The sequence below is a fragment of the Streptomyces sp. 12E genome (assembly GCF_055633275.1).
Window position 1 is genome coordinate 5,922,934 of record NZ_JBVNCJ010000001.1, and the last position, 24,984, is coordinate 5,947,917.

Below are 24,984 nucleotides of genomic sequence, written 5' to 3' on the forward strand. Positions count from 1 at the left end.
GTGCGGCGCGTCGAACACGTCATGGGCTTCCCGGTGTCGCTGCGCGTCGACGACGAGGGGTTCGAGGAATCCGCGGCGGACGACCTCTTCGCCTGGCTGCGCGAGACCGACGCCCGCTTCAGCCCGTTCCGCGAGGACAGCGAGGTCTCCCGCCTGGACCGGGGCGAACTGGACCCGGACCGGCTCAGCACCGACCTCACCGAGGTCCTCGCCCTCTGCGAGCGGTACCGGACCGCCACCGGGGGCGCGTTCGACGCACGGCTGCCGGGCCGGCGCCTCGATCCGTGCGCGGTGGTGAAGGGCTGGTCGGTGCAGAGGGGCGCCGAGCTGCTGCGGGCGGCGGGAGCCCGCCGGTTCTGCCTCAACGCCGGCGGGGACGTGGTCGCCGCCGGCGGGCCGTGGCGCGTGGGCGTACGGCACCCGGAACACGCCGACCGGCTGTGCACCGTCGTGGAGCTCACCGACGGCGCGGTCGCGACCTCCGCGCGCTATGAACGCGGCGACCACATCGTCGACGGCCGCACCGGCCGCCCGGCGACCGGCCTGCTCGCCCTGACCGTCACCGCCCCCACCCTGACGGAGGCGGACGCGGTCGCCACGGCGGCCTTCGCCCTGGGCCCGGAGGGCATCCCGTGGGCCGCGGCCCGCCCCGGCTGCGAGGTCTTCGCCGTGAGGGCGGACCGCCGGGTCGTGCGGTCCCCGGGCTTCCCGGCGACGGGCGCGACGGGGGAGGCGGCGCAGCCGCCCGCCGCGGCGCCGTGGTGCGGCCGCTCCGGTGGGGACGCGGCTCGCGTTCCGGCCCGTCGTGGCGGAGTTCCTTGCCGGGGAAGGGTGCCGCCGAAGCCTGCGAACCGTCAGGCCGAGGACCCACTGTCGAGGACCAGGTCGGCGCCGACCGCCGCGCCGGCCGCGGGCGAGGCGAGGTAGAGCACCGCGGCCGCCACTTCTTCGGCTTCCGCGACCCGGCCGAGCGGGTTCTCCGTCTTCACTCGCTCGGCGCGGTCGGCCTCGGTCTCGCCGGGCCGCAACGACATGGGGGCGGCGGAGGCGCCGGGGCTGACGGCGTTGATGCGGATGCCCTGGTGGATGTGGTCGAGAGCGGCGGCGCGGGTCAGCGCGGAGACCGCCGCCTTGGACGTGATGTAGGCGGCGGCGTTCGGGATCCGCAGGTGTGCGCCCAGGTTGGAGGAGATGTTGACGATGGCGCCGCCACCGTTCTCCCTCATGTGCGCGATCTCGTGCTTCATGGCCAGCCAGACGCCGGTGACATTGGTTCGCAGCACCGCGTCCCAGTCCTCCTCGCTCACCTCGCCGACGGGTACGGTGCCGCGGAGTATTCCGGCGTTGTTGACCGCGATGTCCAGTCCGCCGAAGCGGGTGACGCTCTCACGTACGAGGTTCCGGAGTTGGTCGGAGTCGGTGACATCGGCGGTGACGGCGGCGGCCGTGCCGCCGGTGGCCTCGATGAGACCGACCGTCTCGTCCAGGGAGGCCGCGGTGCGTCCCGCGGCGACCACGGACGCGCCCTCGGCGGCGAAGGCGAGCGCGATCGCGCGGCCGAGGCCGGAGCCTGCGCCGGTGACGAGGACGGTCTTGCCGGTGAAGCGGTTCATTTCGGTGGCTCCCTCGAGTGGTGGATTACTTGGTGCGGTGGGTCAGGAGGGTCAGGAGGGCCAGGCCGGCCCCCGTCGCGGCGAGCGACCATGCGTCGCTGCCGAGCGTGAGCAGGATCGCGAGCAGGACGGTCGGGCCGAATTCCATCGCGGTGTTCAGCACGCCGCCCGCGAGCCCGGTCTGCTGCTGCGGCACGCCTTCGGTGGCGAGCACGGCGGCTCCCGCGAAGGAGGCCGCCGTGCCGGCCGGCAGCAGCACGAGGCCCGGCAGCAGTCCATACCCGTATGAGATGTGCGCGTCGATCCCGGTGAGCGCGAGGAGGGCGAGCCCGCCCGCGCCTGTGCAGAGCCCGGCCGCTGTGACGGTTCGGGCCCCGTACCGGCCGATGAGCGGCCCTGCCGCCCGGCCCGAGGCGATCAGCGCGACAGCGAACGGTACGAACGCCGCCGAGGTCTGCAGCTGTGACCAGTCGCGCGCCTGCTGGAGGTGGAGCGAGAGGACCACGAAGGTCAGCGCGGTCCCGCAAGCGCTCAGTGCGATGGCCGCGAGAGCGAGGACCCGCCGCCGGCCGCGCAGGAAGCGGGGCGGCAGCAGCGGGTCGCGGGCGCGGCGCTCGGCATACCAGAAGGCGGCCAGCAGCGCGGCCCCGCAGAGCAGCGGCACGAGCACGCCGGCCGACGACCAGGGGAGGGCGTCGGTGACGACGAGTCCGTAACTGGCGAGGGTGATCCCGGCGGTGGCGAGCAGGGCGCCCGGCAGGTCGAGAGCCCTGCCCCGGCTCGGAGTGATGTCCGGCAGCAGCCGGAACGTGAGGGTGAGGGCTGCGAGGGCCACCACGAGTGGTACGGCGAAGGTCCAACGCCAGGACAGCAGAGCTGAGATGACGCCGGAGAGCAGATTGCCCGTGGTCGCGCCGAGTACCGAGAGCCCGCCCCAGGTGGCCATCGCCCTGCCGTACGCGGGTGGGGAGGGGAAGACGGTCCGCAGCAAGGCCATGGCGGCGGGCGCGATCAGAGCTGCCCCCGTGCCCTGCGTGAAGCGCGCTGCGAGCAGTGTCCCCATGCCGGAGGCGAGCGGGGCGGCGGCCGAGGCGGCGGCGAAGAGGACCAGGCCTGAGGTGAGGGCACGCCGCCCGCCATAGCGGTCCGCGAGGCGTCCGCCGAAGAGCAGCAGCCCGGCGAAGGTCAGTCCGTAGGCGGCGCTGAGCAGGATCAAGTCGGCGCGGTGCAGGTCTAATTCGCGCCCGATGAGGGGAAGCGGTATGGCGAGCGCAGCGAGCGTGAAGATCAGCGTGGTCTGGACGCTGCCGAGGAGGACGAAGGCGTACCGCTGCTGCACGGTGGCGACGCGGGCAGTGCCCGTGGCGGTCATGCCGGCCTCCTGATATTTGACCGATCGGTTCATTATTTGGGCATGCGAAAGGGGCCCGGTGGTTTTGACGGGTGCGAGTCAGTCCAGCAGGGCCAGGGCCTGTTCGGCCGCGTCCCGCACCCGGGCGGGATCGTTCGACGCCTTGCCGACGATCCGTACCCCCTGCAGCAGGACGAGCAGCATGCGGGCCAGCGCGTGCGGATCACGGCCCTCGGGCAGCTCGCCCTGAGCCCGGGCCCGTACGAGCGCGGAGTGCAGCAGGGTCTCGACGTGCTCCCAGCTGATCTCGACCCGTCGGGCCGCCGCGGGGTCGTGCGGGGCCAGCTCGGCTGCCGTGTTGGTGACGAAGCAGCCGTTCAGACGGCCTTCCGGGGAGGCGGCCTCTGCGGCGAAGCGACGCACCACCGCCCGCACCGCGGGCAGTGCGGGGCCCGGCTGGGACAACTCGGCGAGGAGAGCCGGGTCGCGCGTCTCGGAGTACCGGTCCAAGGCCTTCAAATACAACTCGTGCTTGCTGCCGAAGGTCGCGTAGATGCTGGCGCGGCCGATGCCGAGGTGCTCGACGAGGTCCGTTATCGACGTCGCTTCGTAGCCGCGCCGCCAGAACAGCTCAAGGGCCGACTGCAGCGCGGCGTCCGGATCGAATTCCTTGGTCCTGGCCACGTCGAAGACCATAGGCGTATCTGGAACGGACGGTCAAGCAACTGTGCGCCGTGGCCGGGCCCGTGACGACTCCTGGCTTCGGGACGCCGCACCCGGCGCGGCGGATCGGGGCCGGCCCGACGGCCCCTCCGTCTCCGGTTCAGCCCAGTCCGCAACGATCGAGTGCGGCACGAACTTGGTTGAGTCCTTCGGCTCTCCAGTGGTCCCGGTCGGGCATCTGGTCGTCTCGGCGCCAGCGCCAGGCGGAGAACATCGCCCAGTTCAGGGCGCGGCATCGGTGGATCAGGTCGTGGTCGACCCCCGCGTAGTGCTTTGCCACTTCTTCGGGTGCGTGGGCGAGGTCGAACTCGATCGGTCCACGGCAGCACGTGGCGAGGTCCACGAAGAGCGGCCCCCTCCTTGTGTTCAGGAGGTTGCCCGGATGCGGCTCGCCGTGCAACAGCTGGTCGTCGGCTTTGCCGACGCTGATCGCGGCGCTCAGACCGGTGAGAGCGTTGCTGAGGAGTTCCCGGTCGGAACCGGACAGTTCGGGGGACCGGTCCCGGTCGTTCACCTCTCTCAGTGCCGTGGCGACTCGATCGGTGAAATGCGGTGCGTCCAGATCGATCTGCCGCAGGGCGGCGTGATGCCGCGTGAACGCGTCCGCGTAGTCGGCCGGCGCGATCCCTGACGCCACGGGTTCGTAGTAGGTCCAGAGCGAGATGGCGAAGGCATCACGCGAATGGACCCGGGGGGCGACACGAGGGTCGAGCTCGGCCACCGGAGCGTCGACGTCGGCGAGACGGCGAGCCACCTCTACTTCGAACGCGGAATCAGCCAGATGCCCCGAAGGTGCGACCCGAGCCAGAACATCGCAAGGGGCCAGGCGCAGCGCGACGCGGTCCGAGTTGTGGATGACGGCCACATCGTCGGCCTGAAGGCCCAGCTCCGAAGCGGTCGCCCGTGCTGCCTCGACTGCTCGGCGGAGTTCTGACGGCTCCATGCGGTCCTCCCTCATCGTTGTGTACGCGTACTCGCCCGGGGACGACAGGCGTTCTGGTGCGTTTTTCCTGGTTGCGCAGCCGTGGGACGCCCGGGCCCACGGGGACCCGGCGTGTGAGTCGTGCGGCATCTGCCTGCTTGGTCCGGAGGAAGGTGGGCGGCATGTCGATTCCTTCGGTCTCACCGAGCCACTGCTCCTCGTGGGCCCTCCTGCGTCTCGGCAAGCGATTCTTCTCCGACCCGGCGAGCCTGGGCAACATCTTTGTGCCGACCTGGAGCGTGGAACACGGGGCACCGGATGCGGGCGTGCTCGTGCCGGCAGGGTGATCCGCAGGGGCGAGCGCAGTTGCCGAGTTCGGCCTTGCGCTTGTCGACGTGCTCTCGGACTCCGCCCGTCCCGGGTGTGACGTCGGTGTGCTCGTCCTCGGGACGCAGGGCTCGGCGGTGGTCGAGGAACTCCCGGTGGTGCTTGACGACATCCGCGGCGAAGACCGCGACGCAGCCCTGAGCGGTCTATGGATTCGGGTGTCCGGGCAGGGCCGCGCCGATGGGGACCGGCAGGCCGCCGTCGGCGATTGTCAGTGGCGAAGAGCCGGCGGAAGTCGTGGGGAGCGAACCTGGTGCCCGCGAAGGCCGGGTTCGTCTCGGTGATCTCTTCGCAGCGGCGTCCGACCATGTCGAGGACCGTGGCCGGGGCGATGACGCCCCGGACGGTGCCCGGCTGTCGCTGGAAGGGGGACAGCTCGGTGGGCATCGGGATGACCCGCTCGTACGGGCGGACGCCGAGGCGGGTGAGCTCGACAAGATTGCCGTGTACATACCGAAGATCAAGGAGGTCGAGCGCTGACCCGCGGCGCTTCCCGAACGCGCCCCGGCGCCCGTCCCGGTGGCGACACGGGCGTCCGGTGCTTCGAGGCGCTTATCAGGGGCACCGTCTAGACTCGACCGGCGTCAGGCCCAGGCCAGAACCGTCCGCCCACCGGAAGGGTGTTCCGCGTCTTGATACGGATCGATTCAGTCACGAAGCGGTACCCGGACGGCACGGTGGCGGTCGACCGGCTGTCGCTGGAGATCCCCGACCGCTCGATCACCGTCCTCGTCGGGCCCTCGGGGTGCGGCAAGACGACCACCCTCCGCATGATCAACCGGATGGTCGAACCCACCGAGGGAACGATCCTGCTCGACGGCGAGGACATCCAGCGGCAGCCGGTCACCACCCTGCGCCGGTCCATGGGCTACGTCATCCAGAACGCCGGGCTCTTCCAGCACCGCACGATCGTCGACAACATCGCCACCGTGCCCCGCCTGCTCGGCTGGGGCAAGCAGCGGGCCCGGGAGCGGGCGGCGGAGCTGATGGAGCGGGTGGGCCTGGACCCCTCGCTGGCCAAGCGGTACCCGTACCAGCTCTCCGGCGGGCAGCAGCAGCGCGTCGGCGTGGCGCGGGCGCTCGCCGCGGACCCGCCGGTGCTGCTGATGGACGAGCCGTTCTCCGCCGTCGACCCCGTGGTGCGCAAGGGACTGCAGGACGAACTCCTGCGCATCCAGGACGAGCTGGGCAAGACCATCGTCTTCGTCACCCACGACATCGACGAGGCGATCAAACTCGGCACCATGGTCGCCGTGCTGCGCGAGGGCGGCCGGCTCGCCCAGTACGCGCCGCCCGCCGAACTGCTGTCGAACCCCGCGGACGGCTTCGTCGAGGACTTCCTCGGCGCCGACCGCGGCATCCGGCGGCTGTCCTTCTTCCCCTCCGCCGCCCTGGAGTTGACCACCGACGCCGTGATCCCGGCCGACGCCACCGCCGTACGGATCGCCGCCGCCGAGGCCTCCCACCTCCTGGTCACCGACGCCGACGGCCGCCCGCTCGGCTGGGCGGAGCGCGACGAACTGGCCGCAGGCGACATCCGCACGGACCGACTGCTGCCGTACGGACGGCCGTTCGTGCCCGGCGCCGACTCCCTGCGGGTCGCCCTCGACTGCGCCGTGCTCTCACCCGTCGGCCGGGCGGTCGCCGTGGACGGCCACGGCCGGGTGACCGGCGTCGTCTCCCAGCAGACCATCGGCGAGGCCATCCGCGCCGCCCACACGGCCGGCCGCGCCGACGAGGAGAAGGTCGCGGGATGACCGGCTTCTTCGACATCCCCAGCGACCTCCAGCACAGCTGGGCCGGGCTGATCGGCCTGCACGTGAGGGAGGCCCTGCTGCCGGTGGCCGCCGGGCTGCTCCTCGCCCTGCCGATCGCGCAGCTGTGCGGGCGCTTCCGCTGGCTGTACCCGCCCGTGCTCGGCCTGACGACCGTGCTGTACGCCGTCCCCTCCCTGGCGTTCTTCGTCGTCCTCATCGACTACACCGGCCAGACCGAACTCACCGTGATGATCCCGCTGGCCCTGTACAGCCTGGTCGTCCTGGTCCCGGCCATCGTCGACGGCGTGCGCTCGGTGCCGGACGAGACCCTCGCCGCGGCCACCGCCATGGGCTTCGGCTCCGTACGCCGTTACCTCCAGGTGCAGTTGCCGATCGCCGCGCCCGCCGTCATCGCCGGACTCCGGGTCGCCACCGCGTCCAGCATCTCCCTGGTCAGCGTCGGCGCCCTGATCGGCAACCAGGGCGCCCTCGGCAACCTGCTCGCCGCCGCGCAGAAGTACGACCGCCCCGAACTCGCGGTGAACGCCGTGGTCACGATGGCCGCCCTGGCGATCCTGTGCGACGTCCTGCTGGTCGCGCTGCGGCTGCTGCTGACGCCGTGGATGCCGCGCGGCACCCGTCCGGAACCCGCCGCGCGGCGGGTGGAGATCACCCCGGAGGGGGCGGCCCGGTGAACGTCCTGAACTTCGTCAACGCCTTCTTCAGCGACAGCGCCCACTGGCACGGCTACGACGGCATCCCGCAGCGCTTCTGGGAACACCTCCAGTACTCCCTGCTGGCCCTCGCCGTCGCCGCCGCCGTCGGGCTGCCCGTCGGCCTGCTCACCGGCCACACCGGACGCGGCGGCAACGCGCTCGCCTTCCTCGCCAACGCCGCCCGCGCGCTGCCCAGTTTCGGCCTGCTGGTGCTCGCCGTCCTGCTGATCGGCTTCGGCCTGCTGCCCGTCATGATCCCGCTGGTCGTGCTGGCCGTCCCCCCGATCCTGGTGACCACCTACGAGGCGGTCCGCTCCGTCGACCCCGCCCCCGTGGACGCCGCGCGGGGCATGGGCATGCACGAGTCGCGGATCCTCTTCCGGGTCGAGGTGCCCGTGGCGCTCCCGCTGATCCTCAGCGGCCTGCGCTCCGCGGCCATCCAGATCGTGTCGACGGCCACCATCGCCGCGTACGTCAGTCTCGGCGGGCTCGGCCGGTACATCATCGACGGGCTCTACCAGCGCGACTACGAGAAGGTGGTCGGCGGCGCCACCCTGGTGGCCGTCCTGGCGCTGCTCACCCTCGCGGTGTTCTGGGCGGCCGGACGGCTGGCCGTGTCGCCCGGAGTGCGCAGACGCTGACGTACGGCCGGTCGTGCGGCAAACGTGATCCGGACGTCCTTGACTCACCGTGAGCGGCTGGATTGGATCGGCGAATGACTTCCACCGCGAAAAGCAGCAGGTACAGGACGAGGCACACCGGCGCGGCGGCCACCGCGCTCGCCGCCGCGGCGGCGCTGCTCGCGGGCTGTTCCTCCTCCGGCGACACCTCGGACAACCCCCTCGACGGGGAGAAGGCCGAAGCCGGCACCGTCGTCGTCGGCTCCAACAACTTCGCCGAGTCCACCCTGCTCGCCGACATCTACGGCGAGGCCCTCCGCGCCGCCGGCCTCGAGGTCGACTACAAGCACAACATCGGCAGCCGTGAGACGACGTACGGCCTGATGAAGAACGGCTCCGTCACCGTCCTGCCGGAGTACAACGGCTCCCTCCTCGCCTACCTCGACCCCGAGGCCGGGCAGGAGTCCGCCCAGGCCGTGAACGAGGCCGTCAAAGCGAAGCTGGACAAGTCCCTGACCCTGCTGGAGTCCTCGCCCGCCGAGAACAAGGACTCCGTCAGCGTCAACGCCGAGACGGCGAAGAAGCACGGCCTGACCGACGGGTCGACCCTCGCCGACCTCAAGGACATCGCGCCGGAGCTGGTGATCGGCGGCTCGCCCGAGTTCCAGACCCGGCAGCAGGGGCTGAAGGGCCTGGAGACCGTCTACGGCCTGAAGTTCAAGTCGTTCAAGGCGCTCGACGCGGGCGGCCCGCTCACCCAGGCGGCCCTCAGCCAGAACGAGGTCCAGGCCGCGGACGTCTTCACCACCGACCCGACCATCGTCAAGGAGGAGTTCGTCGTCCTGAAGGACCCGGAGAACCTCTTCGGCTTCGCCAACGTCACCCCGCTGGTCTCCAAGGAGGGGCTGCCCCAGGAAGGAGTGGAGGCGCTGAACGCGGTCTCCGCGAAGCTGGACACCGAGACCCTCCTCGGCCTGGACGCCCAGGTGCAGCTGGAGAAGAAGGACCCGCTGGACGTGGCGAAGGCCTGGCTGAAGTCGGCCGGCCTGGACTGAGCCCGCCCGGGGTGCGGCCGGCCGGCCGCACCCCGGAGGCCGTTCACCGCGCCGGGGCCGCCTGCGCGATCAGCCGGTCGATCAGCGCGATCAGCACGTCCCGGCACGACTCCCGCTCCCGCGCGTCGCACAGCAGCACGGGCACGCCGTCCGGCAGCGTCAGCGCGTCCCGGATGTCCTCGACCGGGTACGGGTGCTCCCCGTGGAAGCCGTTGACGGCGATCACGAACGGGATGCCCCGGCGCTCGAAGAAGTCGATCGCGGCGAAACTGGTCTTGGGCCTGCGCACGTCCACCAGGACCACCGCGCCCAGGGCGCCGACGGCCAGGTCGTTCCACATGAACCAGAACCGCTGCTGCCCCGGCGTGCCGAAGAGGTACAGCACGAGGTCGTCCGAGACGCTGATCCGGCCGAAGTCCAGGGCGACCGTGGTGGCGCGCTTCTCCTCGACGCCGTTCAGGTCGTCGACGCCCAGACCCGCCATGGTCAGCGGTTCCTCGGTGCGCAGCGGGACGATCTCGCTGACCGAACCGACCATGGTCGTCTTGCCCACGCCGAAGCCACCGGCGATCAGGATCTTGACCGTGTCGGGTGCCGGGCGCCCGGCGGACGCCCGCGCGGTGGTGTCAGAGCCGGCCAAGGCCCTCCCTCACTTTCTGCAGCAGATCCAGGTCCACGGCGGTGCGGTCGACGGGACGCGGCGGACGGGCGGTGATCCGGCCCGCCTCCAGCAGGTCGCACAGCATGATGACGACCACGCTCATGGGCAGGTCGAGACGCGCGGCGAGCTCGGCGACCGCCATCGGCTCGGCGCACAGCCGCAGGATCCGGGAGTGCTCGGGCTGCGGCCGGGGCGCCCCCTCGGGCTGCGGATCCACCGCCGTCACCGTCGTGATGAGCGTGAAGTCGGCACGGCTGGGCCGGGTCCGGCCACCGGTCAGGGTGAACGGTCGTACGAGCCGGCCCGCCGAGTCGCTTCCGCCCACCTCACGCGCCGGGGTCGACGGCCGGCCCCGCGGTGTCCCGCGGGGCCGCGCTGAGGTGCTCGCCTATCTTCTTCACCAGCATGTTCATCTGGTACGCCACCACGCCGACGTCCGCGCCCGGACCGGTCAGCACCACCAGATGGGCGCCGGGACCGGCCGAGGTGAGGATCAGGTAGCTGTGCGCCATCTCGATGAGCGCCTGGCGCACCGGGCCGCCGCGGAAGTCCATGCTGACGCCCTTGCTGAGGCTCATCAGACCGGACGCGGTCGCCGCCAGGCGTTCCGCGTCGTCCCGCAGGAAGCCGGTGGACTTGCTCACCACCAGCCCGTCCTCGGAGAGCACCACGGCCTGGTTCACGTCGGCGACCCGCTCGACGAGTCCGGTCAGGAGCTGGTCCAGCTGGGTGTGGGTGGCGGGGATGGGGCGTGTCATGACGGTGTTCCTTCGTAAACGGTCGGCGGTCGGCGGTCAGCGGTCGGCGGGCGGAGCCGGGGACTCGGCGGGAGCGGCGGGCACGTGCGCCGCCTCGTCCGCCTCGTCCGCCTCGTCCGCGTCGTCCTGTGGTCCGGCCTCGTCGGTGTCGTCGTCCCGCGCCAGGGACGTGCCGCGCTGGAAGCCGGCGAGGGAGGATGCGGCGTGCTCCGCGGTGAAGTCACCGGAGTCGTCCTCGGCGTCCGGGACGGACTCCTCGCGGAGTTCGGCGGCCAGGCTGGTCTGCGGCACCCGGCGGGGGAGCGGGGTGAGCCCGTCCCGGCGGGGCGCGGGCTCCGGTGCGGCCGGTGCGGGGGCGGTCCGGACGACGGTCGCCGACCGGGACGCCGCGGCCCGCTTCGCACCGGCGGCCGCGGTCTCCCCCCGCTCCTCGTCCGCCCGGTCCCTCGCGGCGCCGGCGCGCGTCTCCCGCGGGCCGGAGCCGGACGGCGCGTCCCGCACCACGATCTCGTGCGGGATCAGCACGATCGCCGTCGTCCCGCCGTACGGCGAGGAGCGCAGGGTCACGGAGATGCCGTGCCGGTGCGCGAGCTGGGAGATCACGAACACGCCGAGCCGGAGGTCGTCGGCGAGCGCCACCACGTCGAACTGCGGCGCCTTGGCCAACTGGGCGTTCAGGGAGGCGTAGTCGTCGTCCGACATGCCGAGGCCCCGGTCCTCGATCTCGACGGCGAGGCCCTTGGCCACCAGCGCCGCCCGCACCGTGACGGGGCTCGGCGCCGGCGAGTACGCCGTCGCGTTGTCGATCAGCTCGGCCAGCAGGTGGATGACGTCGGCCACCGCGGGCGGGGCGAGCGACACCTCCTCCTCGGTGAGCACCTCCACCCGCTGGTACTCGGCGACCTCCCCGACGGCGCTGCGCACGATGTCGATCAGAGCGACCGGCTCGCTCCAGGTGCGGCCCGGGCGCTCGCCGCTGACGATCACCAGGTTCTCTTCGTAGCGGCGCAACTGGCTGGCCGTGGAGTCCAGTTCGTACAGACCCTTGAGGACCTCGGGGTCGGTGTGCCGGCGCTCCAGCGCGTCGAGCTTGCTGAGCTGGAGGTTGACCAGGTTCTGGCTCTGCCGCGCGATGCCGAGGATGACCTTCTGGAAACCGCGCCGGGTGTCGGCGAGTTCGATCGCGGTGTGCACGGCCGTGCGCTGTGCGGTGTTGAACGCCTGCGCGACCTGCCCCAGTTCGTCGTGGCCGTAGTCCAGCGGGGTCGTCGCCGACTCCGCGTCGACCTTCTCGCCCCGCTCCAGCCGGGCCACCACATCGGGCAGCCGCTCCTCGGCCAGGCCGAGGGTGGCCATCCGCAGACCGCGCAGCCGGCGGGACAGCGAGCGGGTGATGCGCCAGGACAGGCCGACGCACAGCAGCAGCGCGAGCAGTCCGGCGGCGCTCAGGGAGGCGGCCGTCAGCAGCAGGCTGCGGGCCTCGTCGGCGCTGCGGACGAGCAGCGCGTCGGTCTGCTGCCGGATCATGGCGGCGTACTGCGGGGAGACCCGGTCCATGGCCTCGTCCCACCGTTCCCGCAGGTCCGGCAGTTCGACGGTGCGCTTCTCGCCGGTGGGCGCGGTCGCCAGCACCTGGTCCTCGACCGCCTCCAGGGCACGCCACTCGGGGCTCTGCAGAATCCGCTCGGTCTGGGTCCTGGTCTCGCCGCGCAGGGAGGGCATGATCTGGTCGTCGACCAGCCAGCGGCGGGTGTGCACCAGCTCCGCGAACTCCCTCCAGCCCTCCGTGTCCAGACGCCCGGAGGGCCAGGCGAGGGTGAGCCGCGCGTCCTCCTCGGAGACCAGCTCCGCCGCGTGCTCCAGCGAGACCAGGGGGCCGGCCTGCGAGGTCAGGTCCCCGTCGTCGACCTGGGAGAGTTCCTGGAAGGCGTGGATCTGGTCGTCGATGATCGAGGTGTACTGGTCGAGTGCCTGCTCGGCGGTGATGTCGCTGGGCGCGTCCACCTGGTCCCGGTAGTACTCCAGGCTGCCCACCGAGCCGAGCACCCCGTACATGCGGTCCGAGATGCGCGCCGGCGCCTCGGCGATCGCGTCCGCCTGCCCGACCAGCTTCGCCACCGCGTCGTCGGTCTTCTTGCGCTGGGCCTCCAGGGCGGTCCGGGGGGTGTCCGGCTCGGCCAGCCACGCGGCGGTCAGCCGGCGCTCCTGCTGCAACGCCAGCGTGGCGTGCGTGCCCATCGCGCCGGTCGACCGGCTCAGTTCCGTCTGGGAACGCAACTGCAGCCCCTCGGAGAACATCTGGATCGTCGTCAGGCCCCACATGCCGGCGAGGGTGACGCTGGGCACCAGGGCGAGGAGGAACAGCGAGAGACGTATGGAGCCGAGGCGGCGCCGGGCACCTGTCCGTGGAGACATCGTGGTCCTAGAGCGGTCGGATGGTGGGAGGGGTACGCACGGGCGGTCCCGTCAGCGGGTTCCGTCGGCGGCGAACCCGGCGACCGAGTCCGCGTCGGCCTTCGTGACGAACGCCGGTCCGGTGAGCACGGGCGCGACCCCGCCGCCGCTGACGTTGCCGTTGGTCCGGTACAGCCACAGCGCGTCGACGGCGAGGTAGCCCTGCAGGTAGGGCTGCTGGTCGACGGCGAACTGGACGTTGCCCCCGCGTACGGCGTCCACCAGGTCCTCGTTGAGGTCGAAGGTGGCGACGTCGGCCTCGCTGTCCGCCTCCGCGACGGCCTCGACCGCGGTGAGCGCGAAGTCCGCCCCGTTGGTGATCACTTGGTCGACGGTCAGGTCCTGCCGCAGCCGGGCGGTGATGATGCCGGAGACGGCGCGCGTGTCGGTGCCGTCCACGTAGAGGTTCTCGGTCGTCCCGCCGAACGCCTTCTTCACGCCGGCGCAGCGGGCCTCCAGGGCAACGTTGCCACGCTCGTGGACGACGCACAGGGCGTGCTCGGCCTTCAGCTCGTCCAGCTTGTCGCCGACGGCCCGGCCCGCCACGCTCTCGTCCTGGCCGAAGAACCCCAGCAGCCCCGCCGACTTCCAGGCGTCGATACCGGAGTTGAGCCCCACCACGGGGATGTCCGCGGCCCGCGCCTCGTTGACCGGGCCCCTCATGGCCGCCGGCTTGGCCAGCGTCAGCGCGATGCCGTCGACACCCTCGCGGACCGCCTCGCGGACCAGTTCGGCCTGCTCCGCCGGGTCCGGGTCGCTCACGTACGTCAGCTCGATGCCGTCCTTGGCGGCCGCCGCCTCGGCGCCCCTCTTCACCCGGTCCCAGAAGGCGTCGCCCTCGTCGCCGTGGGTCACCATCGTGACCTTGATCCGTCCGGTGCCGGAGCCGCTCGCGTCGTCGGAGCCCGAGGAGTCGTCGGCCGGACCGAAGGCGGAGCAGCCGGTCGCCAGCAGACCGACGGCGGCTGCCAGCGCCGCCAGACGGTGTCTCGAAAGACGGCGGGACGGGGGACGAGTGTTCATGAGGGGTGCGGACCTCGCTGTGCGGCCGAGCAAGAGCAGGGGGAGAGCACCGACGGAACCACGGGGGCGTGCGCCGAACGGGTGACTCTCGCTGGGCCGGAGCCAACCCTGTGGGACCACTGGTCGTCAAGTGAACAGCCACGCGAAGTGAGGCGATGCTGCCGCATCGTGATGAACCGTGAGCGGGACACGGCCGTCTCCCGCCACCGAACCGGGCGGACACGGGGAACTCTTCCGTGCCGTACGGGGCGAACGCCCGGCGCGTTCACCGCGAACGCCGGGCCGGCGTCGGCGCCGGCCGTCGTCCGGCCGCGGTCGGCCCACCGGTGCTCCGGTGATCGGGACGGTCCGCCGCCTGCGCCCCGCCGTTCTCTTTTGCCCCCGCACCTGACACACTCAGATACCGGGCGTGCTGTTTTCTTTCAGGAGGCACGTCCGCTTTGCCCGGTATTCTCAAGTACGGTGCGGCGCCCGCGTGATGAACGCTGCCGCAGCGTGATATATCGTGTACCCGGCGTGAAAACAAACAGCATGACCCGTTCCTTTCCGGCTCAGGAGTTCAGGCGATGGCGAGGCAGGTACGCGCCGAGCAGACCCGCGCGACGATCATCACGGCCGCCGCAGAGCTGTTCGACCGGCAGGGCTACGAATCGACCAGTCTCAGCGACATCGTCGAGCACGCCCGAGTCACCAAAGGGGCCCTCTACTTCCACTTCGCCGCGAAGGAGGACCTCGCCCACGCCATCCTGGAACTCCAGTCCGCCACCAGCCGCCGACTGGCCAGGGACACCGAACTCCGGGGGCACACCTCCCTGGAGGCGCTGATGCGCCTCACCTTCTGCATAGCCAGGATGTCGGCCGAGGACCCCGTCCTGCGGGCCGGACTGCGGCTCACCACCGGCGGCGCCCGGCCGCGCCCCCCGCTGAGCCATCCCTTCACCGAGTGGCTGGACATCGTCACGGCCCGGCTCCTGGGCGCCGTCAAGGAGTCCGACGTCCACCCGGACGTCGACATCGACGTCGTGGCGCACTCCCTGGTCTGCTTCTTCGTCGGCACCCGCGTCGTCGGCCGCTCCCGCGAACCCGTCACCCGGCAGCCCCGCCGTACGGCCGAGATGTGGCAGATCCTCATCCGGGGCCTGGTCCCCGTCACCCGACGCGCCCGCTACCTCAGCCTGGCCGCGCGGCTGGAGCGGGAGATCGCGCCGGTGTGACCCGCGGCGCGCGTTACGGTGAGCGCATGTCCGACCACCCCACCGCGCCCGTGATCCTCGGCGACCAGCCCGGCACCTTCCCCCACGGCGTGCTGGCCGAGCGGCACCCGGCGATCATCCGGCAGGTGCGCGAGGCCTTCCCGTACGGGCCCGAACAGCACCGCGCGCTCGACACCCTGCTCGCCGACTGCACCGGGGGCACGATCGAACCCCTCCCCGCCGACGCGCACGACCGGCGGCACTGGGAGTCCTGGGGCATGGACGCCTACGCCGGCCGCTCCTGGTACGACGTGCCGTGGCTGTGGTCCGAGAGCTGGTTCTACCGCCGGCTGCTGCACGCGGTGGGCTACTTCGCCCCCGGTCCCTGGCAGGGCATCGATCCGTTCCGCCCCTCCAAGCTCGCCGAACTCGCCTCGCCCGCCGCGGACGAGGAACTGGCCGCGCTCGACGACCTCGCCCGGCGGCCGGAGGACGAGCGGGCCCGCGCCCTGCTGCACGGCTCCCTGTGGGGCAACCGCGCCGACCTCGGCTTCCGGCTGTCCGCCGAGGGCGCCGAGGAGACGCCCGCCGTCCCCGCCCTGGTGGCCGACGACAGCGAACGGCTGTGGCCGCTGCTCGACGCCCCCGGCACCGGCACCTTGTGCCTGGTCGCCGACAACGCGGGCCGCGAACTCGTCCCGGACCTGCTGCTCATCGCCCACCTGCTGGCGCACGGCCGTGTCGCCCGGGCGGTACTGCACGTCAAGCCGTACCCGTACTACGTCTCCGACGCCACCACCGCCGACGTCGTCGACGCGGTACGCCGGCTCACCGGCGCCGAGGGCGCCGCGGCCGAGTACGGCCGCGGCCTGTGGGCCGCGCTCACCGACGGCCGGCTCACCCTCCGCGCCCACCCGTTCTCCTGCGCGCCGCTGCCGTACGCGGACATGCCGGACGACCTCCGCGCGGACTTCGCCGCCGCCGCGCTCACCGTCGTCAAGGGCGACCTCAACTACCGTCGCCTCGTGGGCGACCGGCACTGGCCCCCGACCACGCCCTTCGCGGAGGTCACCGCCTGCTTCCCGGGTCCGGTCGCCGCCCTGCGCACCCTGAAGTCCGACGTGATCACCGGACTGACCGCCGACACCGAGGCGGCACTGGTCGCGGCGGAGGGGCGGCGCTGGCGCACCGGCGGCACCCACGCGCTGATCCAGGTCCGGACCTGAGCGTTATCCCGTGAGTGATCCACGGTGTGCCCGTGACCGGCATTGTTTCTTGGCTGTCCGGTGCGGGTGAGGTCGCGTAGGCGGACAACGCCAGCAGACGCGGCGGCGCAGGTGGTGTGCGGCCGTGGCCGTCGGAGCAGGACGGCCGGTTCAGGCAGAGGTCCTCGCAGGGCTGTGCTTCCGGAGCCTTACAGCCGGCGCGTTCGACAAGCGTCCGTAGGTCAGGGCCGCGTCGGCCGCTCGGACAGCGAGGATGTCTTCTGTCCGTCACCCAGGACGGCCTCCCAACAAGTGAGCAGGCGCATGGCGGAGTCGTACCAGGAGCGCGGGGTGTAGTCCTGGGCTCGCGGCAGGACAGTACCGTCGAGCAGGCCGGTCACCAGTGCGCCAGGCATTCCGGTGCGGCCGGGCGGATAGAGGTGGGCGTGGCCTGCCGTGGTTTCCCGCAGCGCGGGCAGATCTGGTGCGACGACCTCGCAACCGCAGGCCAGGGCCTCCTGCGACGGCAGATGACTGCCTTCGCCCACAGAGGCCGACACGCAGGCGGCTGCGCCCGTGTAGAGGGCGGCCAGCTCGTCGTCATCGACGCGGCCTGTGAACCGTATGAAGTCGACGGCGTCGAGCGTCTCGACCGTGCGGCGCGTCTCCTCGTCGAGTTCGGCGTGTCCGCCCACCACGACGAACCGCGTGCCCGACGGCACCGCCGGGCGTGCGCGGACCAGTTCCCGGATCAGCCAGGGCAGCCGCTTGCCGGGATGGGCCTGCCCGACATACAACAGATAGGGTCCGGCCAGTCCGTGCATGGTCCGTGCCGCGTCGATCTCGGCTTGGCCACGTGGCCGGAACACGTCTGTGGCCACCGCACCGGGAACGATGGTGATTCCACCCGGCGGCGGCAGTGATTCGGCTACGTCACGCGCGGTGGCATGGGAGACGGTGACGACATGACGTGCGGAATCGACCAGCATCCGGGTGAGAGCCGCGAAGCCGCGTGCGAACACACCGCAAGAGCTGTTCTGTTCGGCTGGGGCGGTCCGCGCAGCACCGGAGGACGAGTGGCCTACCGGGTCGAGCAGGCTGGCCCGCATGTCATCGAGGTGCTTCTTGCCGAACTTCTCCACGAAGTCCTGGTCCGTGGCGGTGAGGTGGGGAAAACGCCACCGCAGCAGGTCGTGAATGGTGAAAACATAAGGAATGGGGCAGGCTCGGTCCACGACGTAGTGGGTGCTGTGGTAGAGGTCGACGCGACGCTGCGTCAGCAGAGCTCGCAGTTCTGCAGAATCACGCATGAAGCCGGTGTCGCCCGGGATGCCGATCACCTCGTGCGTGTCGGTGCAGCCCTGTACGGCGAGCATGTCACGGGCCGCTTCTTGGGCGCCGTCCCGGACGATGACGAGAAGGCGGATACCGCGGGCCCGGGCGGGTGCGGCCGAGGCGGCCAGCAGCGACCTGCCATAGCGGGCGACTCCGGTGTCGTGGGTGCTCCTGAGATCCATGGCGACGATCGGCATTCTCGGTCCTTCCTCCTCATGCGGCACCAGCCGACGCATGCCCCAGGTTCATCTCTTTCGTGGTGCCTGCAGCCACGTTTCAAAGGCACACTTCGGCGTAGCAGTGCAGGAGTCGCCGTGCGTGTTCGTCCCACCGGTACCGGGCCACCCACGCGATTCGCCGGTCCCGTTCGGTGGAACTCGACGGTCCGGCGAGCAGCTCGTCAATGGCCCGGGCGAGCCGTTCGGCGTCTCCAGGAGGGACGAACGTGCCGTGCGAGCCCAGCGTTTCGCGCAGCACCGGCAGATCGGAGACGATCACCGGACAGCCAGTGGCGAGCGCCTCCAGCGGGGTGAAGCCGAAACCTTCGTGATGGGACAGATGCAGCAGCCCAGCGGCTCCCGCGTACAACGACACGAGTAGGGCGTCACTCACTCGGCCCAGGGACACCGCGTGCGGTCCCGCGACCTCCGTCACCTCGGCCGCCGCCTGACAACCGGGCTCGAAACCGCGCCCCACAAGCACGAGCGGAACGTCGCTCAGCGGAGCCGAGGAACGCAGATAGCCGCGCACCGCGGTCGGTAACCCCTTGTGCGCGCGGCTCTGTCCGACGTAGAGAAGGTAGCGCCCGGGGCGCAGCGGGCCAGGCAGCGGTGGCGGCGATCCGGGCGAGCGCAAGTGGTCGGCGCCGAAAGGAGCGACGAGAGCGTGCGTGGCACGTCCCAGCGCCTCGTCCAGGTGACGAGCAACGGTCTGGGTAGGGACGATCGTCCGGGCTGCCCGCGCTCCCGCAAGCCACAGCATTCGGCCGTAGAACTCCTCATGCAGGGAGAGAGGTTCACGCGTCGCACCCGACGGCCACTTCGCCACCGTCCGCAGCTTCTCGACGAACGCGGTGAGCCCCGCGAGAGTGTCCCTGCCGTAGCGGTGGGCGAAGAGGGCATCCGAGTAGCAGTACTGCGGGGCGCGCAGCCGCAGCACATCATGCACGGTCACCAGCATGGGCACCGGTGCATGCTCGAACGGCACCCGGTAATCCGGCAGATGGAGCAGATCGGCGTGGTGGCGACGCACCAGGTCCAGAAGGTGTGCGCCCTCCGCCGGTGTGTATCGTGGTGCGGAGGCAGGCGCCACGTGTATGTCCAGGTCTCCGCCACCGACCCGGCGCAAGGCTGCAGTCAGACATCTCGTATAACGCCCGATCCCGTCGGCTCCGGTGATCTGGCCGTCCACCAGTAATCGGACCATTCCCCACCCTCGCGTCGCACTCCGTGACGTCGCCGACGGTCCGGCCGCGAGGCCTGGGCGGCGGCCCTTTCACACTTCCCGTTGTCGGGCGCGCCATGCCGGCGCCACCGCTTGGCGAGCACGTGACGGACGTGTCCGGCCAGAATCCCGCGAGGGTCGGTGCCGCAGCTCTACCCTGAAGGTACAGAGGCCGTGCCCGGCCTCGGGAGGAGCGTGTGCCCCGTGCCTCACCTGTCCGTCAAAGTTTCTGCGTCGCTGTCAGTCGTCCTCTCCGCCGCAATTGGTCTTCTGACCAACCTATTGACCGACGAGGTGTCCTGGGGGCTCGGCGTCGGCCTCGCGGTGCTCGTCCTCGCTTCCGCCGTACTCGCCTGGACTCAGACGCACGGCACATCGGCGGCCGGCCGGACCGAGGTCCGGCAGACTGTGCGCAGTGGCGGCTCGATCGTCGACGGCCGTGTCACCGCGCATGGAGCGGCCGTCGTCACCGAACGGGCCCGACGCAACGGGCGCATCACTCGCTCCACCGCACATGTCCGCGACGCGCGGGTAGTCCGCGATGCCAAGGACGGCACCATCGACGGCCAGCAGACGGACGCCCGCGGGTGACCGCGCCCGGTCGGTCCGACGGGGACGTTCTCGTCGACAGGGAGGAGGCACTGGCCGCGATGCACCGTCTCTGCCGGGACCCGCGCGAGCGGCTGCTGTTCGTGTGCGGCATGGCCGGGCAGGGCAAGACCACTCTGCTCTTGCACCTGGTGAACACCATTGTGCCCGCTTATGGCCACACGGGAGACCTCCTCGACCTGGAACAGCTCACCGACTTCGAGGCGACTGCGGCCGACGGCATCGCCTTTGCCGGGCGCACGCTGGATGCCGTGGCCCGTTGCTTCGAGGTACGCTGCGGCACCGTCCTCAAGGACTACCATCGCAGCCGCGGCGTCGCAGCGGACACGGTGCGCAGCTTCCTGACCTCCGTTCCCCGACTGCGACTACGGCAAAAGGCGTCCCGCAACAGCTCGATCTCCCATGTGTCCGTCTCCTGGGACGGGCATAGCGACGGCCGGCGTCTGGCCCTGCTGCGGGACAACGAACTCGGCCGCATGACCGAGGCGCTGCTACGCGACGTGGCCGCCCACCGAACCAGGCTGCCGTGCGGTGATCGCCATGTGCTGTGCTTCGACACGTCCGAGCGGCTGCACTTCCTCGACGGAAACGCCGCCGATCGGGCCGACGGCGTCAGCGGTGTACGTCACTGGTTGGTCTCCGACGTGCTCGGCAATCTTCTCGACGCGTGGCCCGGACTGGCCGTCGTACTGGCTGGTCGTGAGCCTCTGGACCCACCGCCGGGACGCCCCGTCGAGCAGGTCCGGCTGGAGGCATGGCGGGAGCACCACACCCGCACCTATCTGACGGCTCACGGCATCACAGCTCCCGAGACGGTCCGCTCCGTGCACCGGTTTTCCAGCGGTCTGCCCCTCTGGGCCAACGTGCTCGCAGAGATCCACGCAACAGCCGGGCAGCCGGCCGGCCACCTCATGCCGCCGGTGTCCGCCTACGAGCCAGATCCGCTGTGGACCTCCCGGGTTCTGCTGTCCCGGCTGCCGGAGCAGCGCCGCCGGGTGGTGGCCACCGCGTCCGTCCTGCGCCGCATCGAACGGGACGCGCTCGCGGTGCTGCTCAAGGCCGCCGGGCCGACTCACGCAGCGCTGTCCTGGTGCGCCGTCCCCGGTGAGGAACCCGTCGAGAGCCGAGGGAGCGAGCCGCAGGCCGACGGAGTCCTTCCCGGCAAGTGGTTCGAGGACCTGTGCTCTTACAGTTTCGTCCACAGCCGACGTACTCCCACCGCCGGGTTCGAACACCGCATGCACCCCTTGGTGCGTGGGGCGATCCTTTCCTACCTCGAGCGCGAACAGCCCGGTCTTCTCAGGACGTTGCACACAGCGGCGGCCCGCCACCACCAGGCCAGAGGCAATCGTCTGGACGCGCTGTTCCATGCCCTGTCGATCGGAGCGGAAGCGGCGATGGCTACCTGGAAGGAAGAGCTCGACCTGGCTCTGTCCCGCTACGACTTCAGTAACTCGCTGCGCTTGGTGGAACTCGTCATCTCCGAGGAAGCGGGCCCGGCAACGGCTGACCGGGCACAACTCCTGGTCGAGGCACACATTGCGGCGGGACGGATCGCCTTCTTCCAGATGCGCCTCGACGATGCCGAGACCAGCTACCGCCGCGCCCGGGAGATCGCCAGCGAGCGGGCTGACCGTGTGGGGGCGGCAACGGCTCTACTGCACCTGGCCGAACTGTGCCACCGCAGACTCGACGTGTCGGCGGCGGCCACGGCGGTCAGCGATGCGTTGGTCCTCTTCGAGCGGGAGCACCACGTGCGAGGACGTGCCGAGAGCCTGCACCGATTGGGACATCTCCGGCTGGCGCACATGGACGTGACCGGCGCCGGCCGAGCAGCCGCCGAGAGCCTGTCGCTGTTCCGTGCCCAGGGCGACCCACTGGGCCAGGCCCGAGCCCTGGAACTGTTGGGACACATCCGGCTGGGGCAGGCCGACCTCGCGGGTGCCAAGGAACACGTCAAGAACTCGCTCGCACTGTACGACTGTGAGGACGACCTGCGTGGACTCGCCTCCACCCTGGGGCTGGTCGCGGACATCTCGCTGCTCCAGGGGTACGTGACGGAAGCCGCGGAGGCCGCCGACCGGGCCCGGAGCATTTATCGGCAGACCGGTGACGCGTTCCGCGAGGCCGGCGCAGTGCACATCTTCGGCAAGGTTCGGCTGGCGGCGGGTGACCTGCCGGGGGCGGAGAGCGACGCGCGCGTCGAGATGGCCGTACACCAACGCACGGGCAACCGGCTCGGCCAGGCCAATGCTCTGCATCTGCTGGGCACCGTCCACCTAGCCGCCGGACGGACCGGTGATGCGGCGGATACGGCTCACAGCGCGCTCGAACTGTATGAGGAGGTCGGCAACCCTCTCGGTGCGACGCACGCGGTGCAGCTCCTGGCCCGAGTCGCACTTGACGAAGGCCGGGTGTCCGACGCAGAACCCCTGTTCGCACGAGCTCTCGACCAGTACCGGCAGGTCGGTAACCCCCTGGGTGAGGCCGACGCCCTTCACTGGCGTGCCGTCTGTCTGGACCGGCTCAGCAGACCGACCGACGCGCTGGCCAGTGCAGAGGTCGCTGCCGACATCTATGGCAGGTTGGGCGGCAACCGGGGGCAGGGAGACAGCGCTTTGCTGGCGGCTCGCCTGTACTTGGCCGCCGACGACATCGAACGTGCGGTTCTACGGCTTCGACAGGCACGTGAGGCGTTCCGGCTGACCGGTAACACAGAAGGCGAGCGCGCGGTGGACGCGTACTTGTCCGACTTGGCTGTCCCTCCCGTCCCGCCCGAACAACGCGATCGGCGGCAACCGGGGGAACCAGACACTTTATAGGTGGGTGAAACGCCGTGGGCGGAGGAGGCGCGTGCCGTCTGGTGCGGGGCCGTCCTTCCCTTGGTATTGCTCTGCGACGCGGCCCACCCCCACGGCTGAGATCCTCCAGCAACTCGATCGGACCGGCAACAGGCCGCCCACCACTCATCTTCGGTGCGGTCAGAAGGCGGGCACCTTCATCCGCATGCGACTGGGCATGTTCACGACCCCCGGCAGGATTTCCGTAAAGCTACGGTGTCCCACCGTGCGCCTGTGACGCTCCGTCATGGGGAACGGTGTCGCACAGTCTGAGGACGACGCGGTAGCGGAGCAGGGGACCCACGCGTTCGGCCATGACCCGCTTGTGGAGTTTCGGATCGGTGATGCGGCCTTCGTCGATGCCGGAACCGAACGGGGCGGCGATGCCCTGCATGACTGCGGGCTGGTCCTCGCGGATGGCCTTGGCCAGGGTGGGAGATCCCGTTCGAGGCGACCCGAACGCAGTGACGGCTTTTTCCGGAGGGCGGTTACTCGCGTCGAAACGACAGCCACTTGGAGTACGAGGGCCCCCGGGAAGTCTTTTTTGCGGGAGGAACATCGGTCGTGTGCACTTGTGAGGTCATCCCGAGAACGACGCGGTAGGGCACTGTCAGGCACTCAAGGGCTCCGGACGAGCCCGGCCCGCTCACGGTGAGTTCCCCGGTATGCTCTTCGCGGTACCAATACACCGCAGCTTGAACCTGTGCGCCCGGAGCTACCGAAAATTCGATCTTCTGGGACGAAACATAGTGGTCCGATGTCTCGGAGGTGCGGTGAGCGTCGAACGAGGATTTGATTTTCGCCTCGATCAGTTTTTTCAATTCGAGGCCGGTGGTCGCTTCGATCTCCCCGCCTATGTTCCACGTGATCGAGTGGCTCCATTCGTGGGTCACGATCCGTTCGATCTTGACTGCGGCCTTGGAGCTGTTGGTGAAGACGCCGTGATGCTCGGCGGCATCGAGTACGAACTCCACAGGGCCCTGTGAGAGGGCGGTCACTGTCCACCCGGGCCCGTCCGCTTCGCCGCCCGACGCTTTTCTTTCGAGCGAGTATTCGATCGCCTTCTCGGCTGCCTTGGCGCCAAGCGCAACCCCGAGAAGAATCCGCGCGAAAGTGGCAAGCATGGACGTCCTCCTGTGATGGTCAACCGGACCAAGCTCTTTCTGGCGAGCCAAGGCGGGTGCGTCAACGCTACCTCGCGTGTGCAATCAGATGTGTGGCGGATGTTTCAGGTCGCCATCAGGGAATGAGATGAAGGGAAGTGGTGCTTGATTTTTCTCGACGGGAAAGGGATATCGCTCGGCTGGTGCTGTCGCGGACGTGGGATGCATCCGGCAGACACGGCGTCAGAGCAGGCTGAAGTGCTTCCTTTTCTGCACATCCGGTGCGTTCCAGGCCGCACCTACGCCTTCCCGCCCCGCATCCGCGCCCTCCCGGGCGTGGGTGATCGGGTGCTCTCGCGTCGACCGACAAGGAGAGACGATCTCCTTCGTGCTCATGACGGAGAGAGGACCGTCCTTGGTGAGCGCGTCGTTGTGCGGGGGAACCGGTACCCGGTCGAGATCATCTCTCTATGAGACGGTCCGGCTGTGACACCGGAAGCCCGGGTGAACCCACGCTGGCGAACTGCGAAGCCGCCGGCCTCGGGCCGGGGGTGTGACGGGCGGTGTCCCAGGCCGTCCGGCGTGTGGGTCGGCCTCGACACGACCACGGCCCAGCGCCCGCCCGCTGGGTTACGGAGACTTCCTCGGTGAACCGGAGGTGGAAGTCCGGCAACGCCGCCAGGACGAGGCGGACCGACTTGACTGCCACCATGCGGATCCGGGATGAGGGGACGAGACGCACCACGCCCGTCCCACGCTCACCGGGCCGGCCGGCCGGCCGGGCGGTCGGTAGTCCGTCACGTGTACTGGGTCATCCTCGTGCAGGGTCTGCACGGGCACGCCCTTCCTTTCGCGCGGCGGACTTACGGCGCGTGAGCAAGTGGTCAGGCCAAAGGGTGTCGCAGAAGGTTGTAAGTTTCTCATCTCCGTGGCACGGCTGAAGTGTCGAGGACGGGACGGGTGTGGGTGGAGACGTTCACGAGCCTGCGGGAGGGGCCGTTGGGCCGACTGCTGAGAGTGGTGCGGGAACGCGGCGGCAGCCTCCCCCACACCGTCCAGGCCGCCGCCCACCTGCGCAACCTTGCCCTCGGCGGGTGACCGAACGCGCCCAGATATCGCTTCAACCGGCGTAATCACAGCCTTCTGCAACACCCTGGAGGAACCGCAACTCCCGTACGGGGCACGGTTCACGCGATGGTGTGATCATGCTCGGGCC

General features: G+C 70.5%; 24 protein-coding genes and 1 pseudogene. 12 read left to right on the forward strand and 13 right to left on the reverse strand.

All coding sequences use genetic code 11. The annotated features are described in order from the left end of the window. Positions 1-726: pseudogene (locus ACZ8ZB_RS27180) on the forward strand (FAD:protein FMN transferase); the annotation flags it as partial. Positions 727-854: 128 nt separating this feature from the next. Here ACZ8ZB_RS27180 and ACZ8ZB_RS27185 read toward each other — a convergent pair. From ACZ8ZB_RS27185 to ACZ8ZB_RS27200, 4 genes are all read right to left on the reverse strand, one after another. Then, a complete protein-coding gene (locus ACZ8ZB_RS27185; protein ID WP_470740251.1) occupies positions 855-1,613 on the reverse strand; it encodes an SDR family NAD(P)-dependent oxidoreductase in 759 nt (252 codons plus the stop codon). 25 nt (positions 1,614-1,638) lie between these two features. Then, positions 1,639-2,985, reverse strand: coding sequence for an MFS transporter (locus ACZ8ZB_RS27190; protein ID WP_470740252.1), 1,347 nt, complete (start codon positions 2,983-2,985; stop codon positions 1,639-1,641). 78 nt (positions 2,986-3,063) lie between these two features. Further along, positions 3,064-3,648 (reverse strand): TetR/AcrR family transcriptional regulator, encoded by a 585-nt coding sequence (locus ACZ8ZB_RS27195; RefSeq protein WP_470740253.1) that lies wholly within the window; start codon positions 3,646-3,648, stop codon positions 3,064-3,066. A 139-nt stretch (positions 3,649-3,787) separates the two neighbouring features. Beyond that, positions 3,788-4,630: an aminoglycoside phosphotransferase family protein gene (locus ACZ8ZB_RS27200; RefSeq protein WP_470740254.1), complete on the reverse strand. Its 843-nt coding sequence runs from the start codon at positions 4,628-4,630 to the stop codon at positions 3,788-3,790. A gap of 161 nt (positions 4,631-4,791) precedes the next feature. Here ACZ8ZB_RS27200 and ACZ8ZB_RS27205 point away from each other — a divergent pair, with 161 nt between their 5' ends. The 6 genes from ACZ8ZB_RS27205 (at position 4,792) to ACZ8ZB_RS27230 (ending at position 9,144) form a co-directional block, all read left to right on the forward strand. Next, positions 4,792-4,956 (forward strand): hypothetical protein, encoded by a 165-nt coding sequence (locus ACZ8ZB_RS27205; RefSeq protein ID WP_470740255.1) that lies wholly within the window; start codon positions 4,792-4,794, stop codon positions 4,954-4,956. A gap of 220 nt (positions 4,957-5,176) precedes the next feature. Next, complete coding sequence (locus ACZ8ZB_RS27210; protein ID WP_470740256.1) at positions 5,177-5,476, forward strand: hypothetical protein; 300 nt, start codon at positions 5,177-5,179, stop codon at positions 5,474-5,476. A 152-nt stretch (positions 5,477-5,628) separates the two neighbouring features. Beyond that, complete coding sequence (locus ACZ8ZB_RS27215; RefSeq protein ID WP_470740257.1) at positions 5,629-6,753, forward strand: ABC transporter ATP-binding protein; 1,125 nt, start codon at positions 5,629-5,631, stop codon at positions 6,751-6,753. Further along, positions 6,750-7,448, forward strand: a complete 699-nt coding sequence (locus ACZ8ZB_RS27220) for an ABC transporter permease (RefSeq protein ID WP_470740258.1) — start codon at positions 6,750-6,752, stop codon at positions 7,446-7,448. The genes ACZ8ZB_RS27215 and ACZ8ZB_RS27220 overlap by 4 nt, the downstream gene beginning before the upstream one ends. Further along, positions 7,445-8,110: an ABC transporter permease gene (locus ACZ8ZB_RS27225; protein ID WP_470740259.1), complete on the forward strand. Its 666-nt coding sequence runs from the start codon at positions 7,445-7,447 to the stop codon at positions 8,108-8,110. Before ACZ8ZB_RS27220 ends, ACZ8ZB_RS27225 begins: the two co-directional genes overlap by 4 nt. A 74-nt stretch (positions 8,111-8,184) precedes the next feature. Then, positions 8,185-9,144, forward strand: a complete 960-nt coding sequence (locus ACZ8ZB_RS27230) for an ABC transporter substrate-binding protein (protein ID WP_470740260.1) — start codon at positions 8,185-8,187, stop codon at positions 9,142-9,144. A gap of 43 nt (positions 9,145-9,187) precedes the next feature. Here ACZ8ZB_RS27230 and ACZ8ZB_RS27235 read toward each other — a convergent pair whose 3' ends face one another. The 5 genes from ACZ8ZB_RS27235 to ACZ8ZB_RS27255 are packed head-to-tail and all read right to left on the reverse strand — an operon-like array spanning position 9,188 to position 14,040. Beyond that, a complete protein-coding gene (locus tag ACZ8ZB_RS27235) occupies positions 9,188-9,784 on the reverse strand; it encodes a GTP-binding protein (RefSeq protein ID WP_470740261.1) in 597 nt (198 codons plus the stop codon). Further along, positions 9,771-10,130, reverse strand: coding sequence for a DUF742 domain-containing protein (locus ACZ8ZB_RS27240; protein ID WP_470740262.1), 360 nt, complete (start codon positions 10,128-10,130; stop codon positions 9,771-9,773). Before ACZ8ZB_RS27240 ends, ACZ8ZB_RS27235 begins: the two co-directional genes overlap by 14 nt. Before the next feature lies 1 nt (position 10,131). After that, the gene (locus ACZ8ZB_RS27245) at positions 10,132-10,563 is read right to left on the reverse strand and encodes a roadblock/LC7 domain-containing protein (protein WP_381224952.1); all 432 of its coding nucleotides are present in this window, start codon (positions 10,561-10,563) and stop codon (positions 10,132-10,134) included. Positions 10,564-10,599: 36 nt separating this feature from the next. Then, the gene (locus ACZ8ZB_RS27250) at positions 10,600-12,978 is read right to left on the reverse strand and encodes a sensor histidine kinase (protein WP_470740263.1); all 2,379 of its coding nucleotides are present in this window, start codon (positions 12,976-12,978) and stop codon (positions 10,600-10,602) included. Positions 12,979-13,029: 51 nt separating this feature from the next. Then, positions 13,030-14,040: a substrate-binding domain-containing protein gene (locus tag ACZ8ZB_RS27255; RefSeq protein ID WP_470740264.1), complete on the reverse strand. Its 1,011-nt coding sequence runs from the start codon at positions 14,038-14,040 to the stop codon at positions 13,030-13,032. Between the two features lie 566 nt (positions 14,041-14,606). Here ACZ8ZB_RS27255 and ACZ8ZB_RS27260 point away from each other — a divergent pair. Both ACZ8ZB_RS27260 and ACZ8ZB_RS27265 read left to right on the forward strand, forming a co-directional pair. Further along, positions 14,607-15,254: a ScbR family autoregulator-binding transcription factor gene (locus ACZ8ZB_RS27260; protein ID WP_470740265.1), complete on the forward strand. Its 648-nt coding sequence runs from the start codon at positions 14,607-14,609 to the stop codon at positions 15,252-15,254. Between the two features lie 26 nt (positions 15,255-15,280). Beyond that, entirely contained in the window at positions 15,281-16,459 is a 1,179-nt protein-coding gene (locus ACZ8ZB_RS27265) for a damage-control phosphatase ARMT1 family protein (RefSeq protein ID WP_470740266.1), read from the forward strand. A gap of 221 nt (positions 16,460-16,680) precedes the next feature. Here ACZ8ZB_RS27265 and ACZ8ZB_RS27270 read toward each other — a convergent pair whose 3' ends face one another. Then, complete coding sequence (locus ACZ8ZB_RS27270; RefSeq protein WP_470740267.1) at positions 16,681-17,970, reverse strand: glycosyltransferase family 4 protein; 1,290 nt, start codon at positions 17,968-17,970, stop codon at positions 16,681-16,683. Positions 17,971-18,049: 79 nt separating this feature from the next. Further along, entirely contained in the window at positions 18,050-19,198 is a 1,149-nt protein-coding gene (locus ACZ8ZB_RS27275; protein ID WP_470740268.1) for a glycosyltransferase family 4 protein, read from the reverse strand. Between the two features lie 222 nt (positions 19,199-19,420). On the opposite strand from ACZ8ZB_RS27275, the gene ACZ8ZB_RS27280 reads away from it, so the two are divergent. Together ACZ8ZB_RS27280 and ACZ8ZB_RS27285 are read left to right on the forward strand one after the other, a co-directional pair. Continuing rightward, complete coding sequence (locus ACZ8ZB_RS27280; protein ID WP_470740269.1) at positions 19,421-19,807, forward strand: hypothetical protein; 387 nt, start codon at positions 19,421-19,423, stop codon at positions 19,805-19,807. After that, positions 19,804-22,647, forward strand: coding sequence for a hypothetical protein (locus ACZ8ZB_RS27285; RefSeq protein WP_470740270.1), 2,844 nt, complete (start codon positions 19,804-19,806; stop codon positions 22,645-22,647). Before ACZ8ZB_RS27280 ends, ACZ8ZB_RS27285 begins: the two co-directional genes overlap by 4 nt. Before the next feature lie 229 nt (positions 22,648-22,876). On the opposite strand, the gene ACZ8ZB_RS27290 is transcribed toward ACZ8ZB_RS27285, so the two are convergent. Beyond that, positions 22,877-23,059, reverse strand: a complete 183-nt coding sequence (locus ACZ8ZB_RS27290; RefSeq protein ID WP_470740271.1) for a hypothetical protein — start codon at positions 23,057-23,059, stop codon at positions 22,877-22,879. A 94-nt stretch (positions 23,060-23,153) separates the two neighbouring features. Continuing rightward, entirely contained in the window at positions 23,154-23,789 is a 636-nt protein-coding gene (locus ACZ8ZB_RS27295) for a hypothetical protein (protein WP_470740272.1), read from the reverse strand. Between the two features lie 945 nt (positions 23,790-24,734). Here ACZ8ZB_RS27295 and ACZ8ZB_RS27300 point away from each other — a divergent pair. Then, complete coding sequence (locus tag ACZ8ZB_RS27300) at positions 24,735-24,866, forward strand: hypothetical protein (protein ID WP_470740273.1); 132 nt, start codon at positions 24,735-24,737, stop codon at positions 24,864-24,866. Positions 24,867-24,984 lie beyond the last annotated feature (118 nt).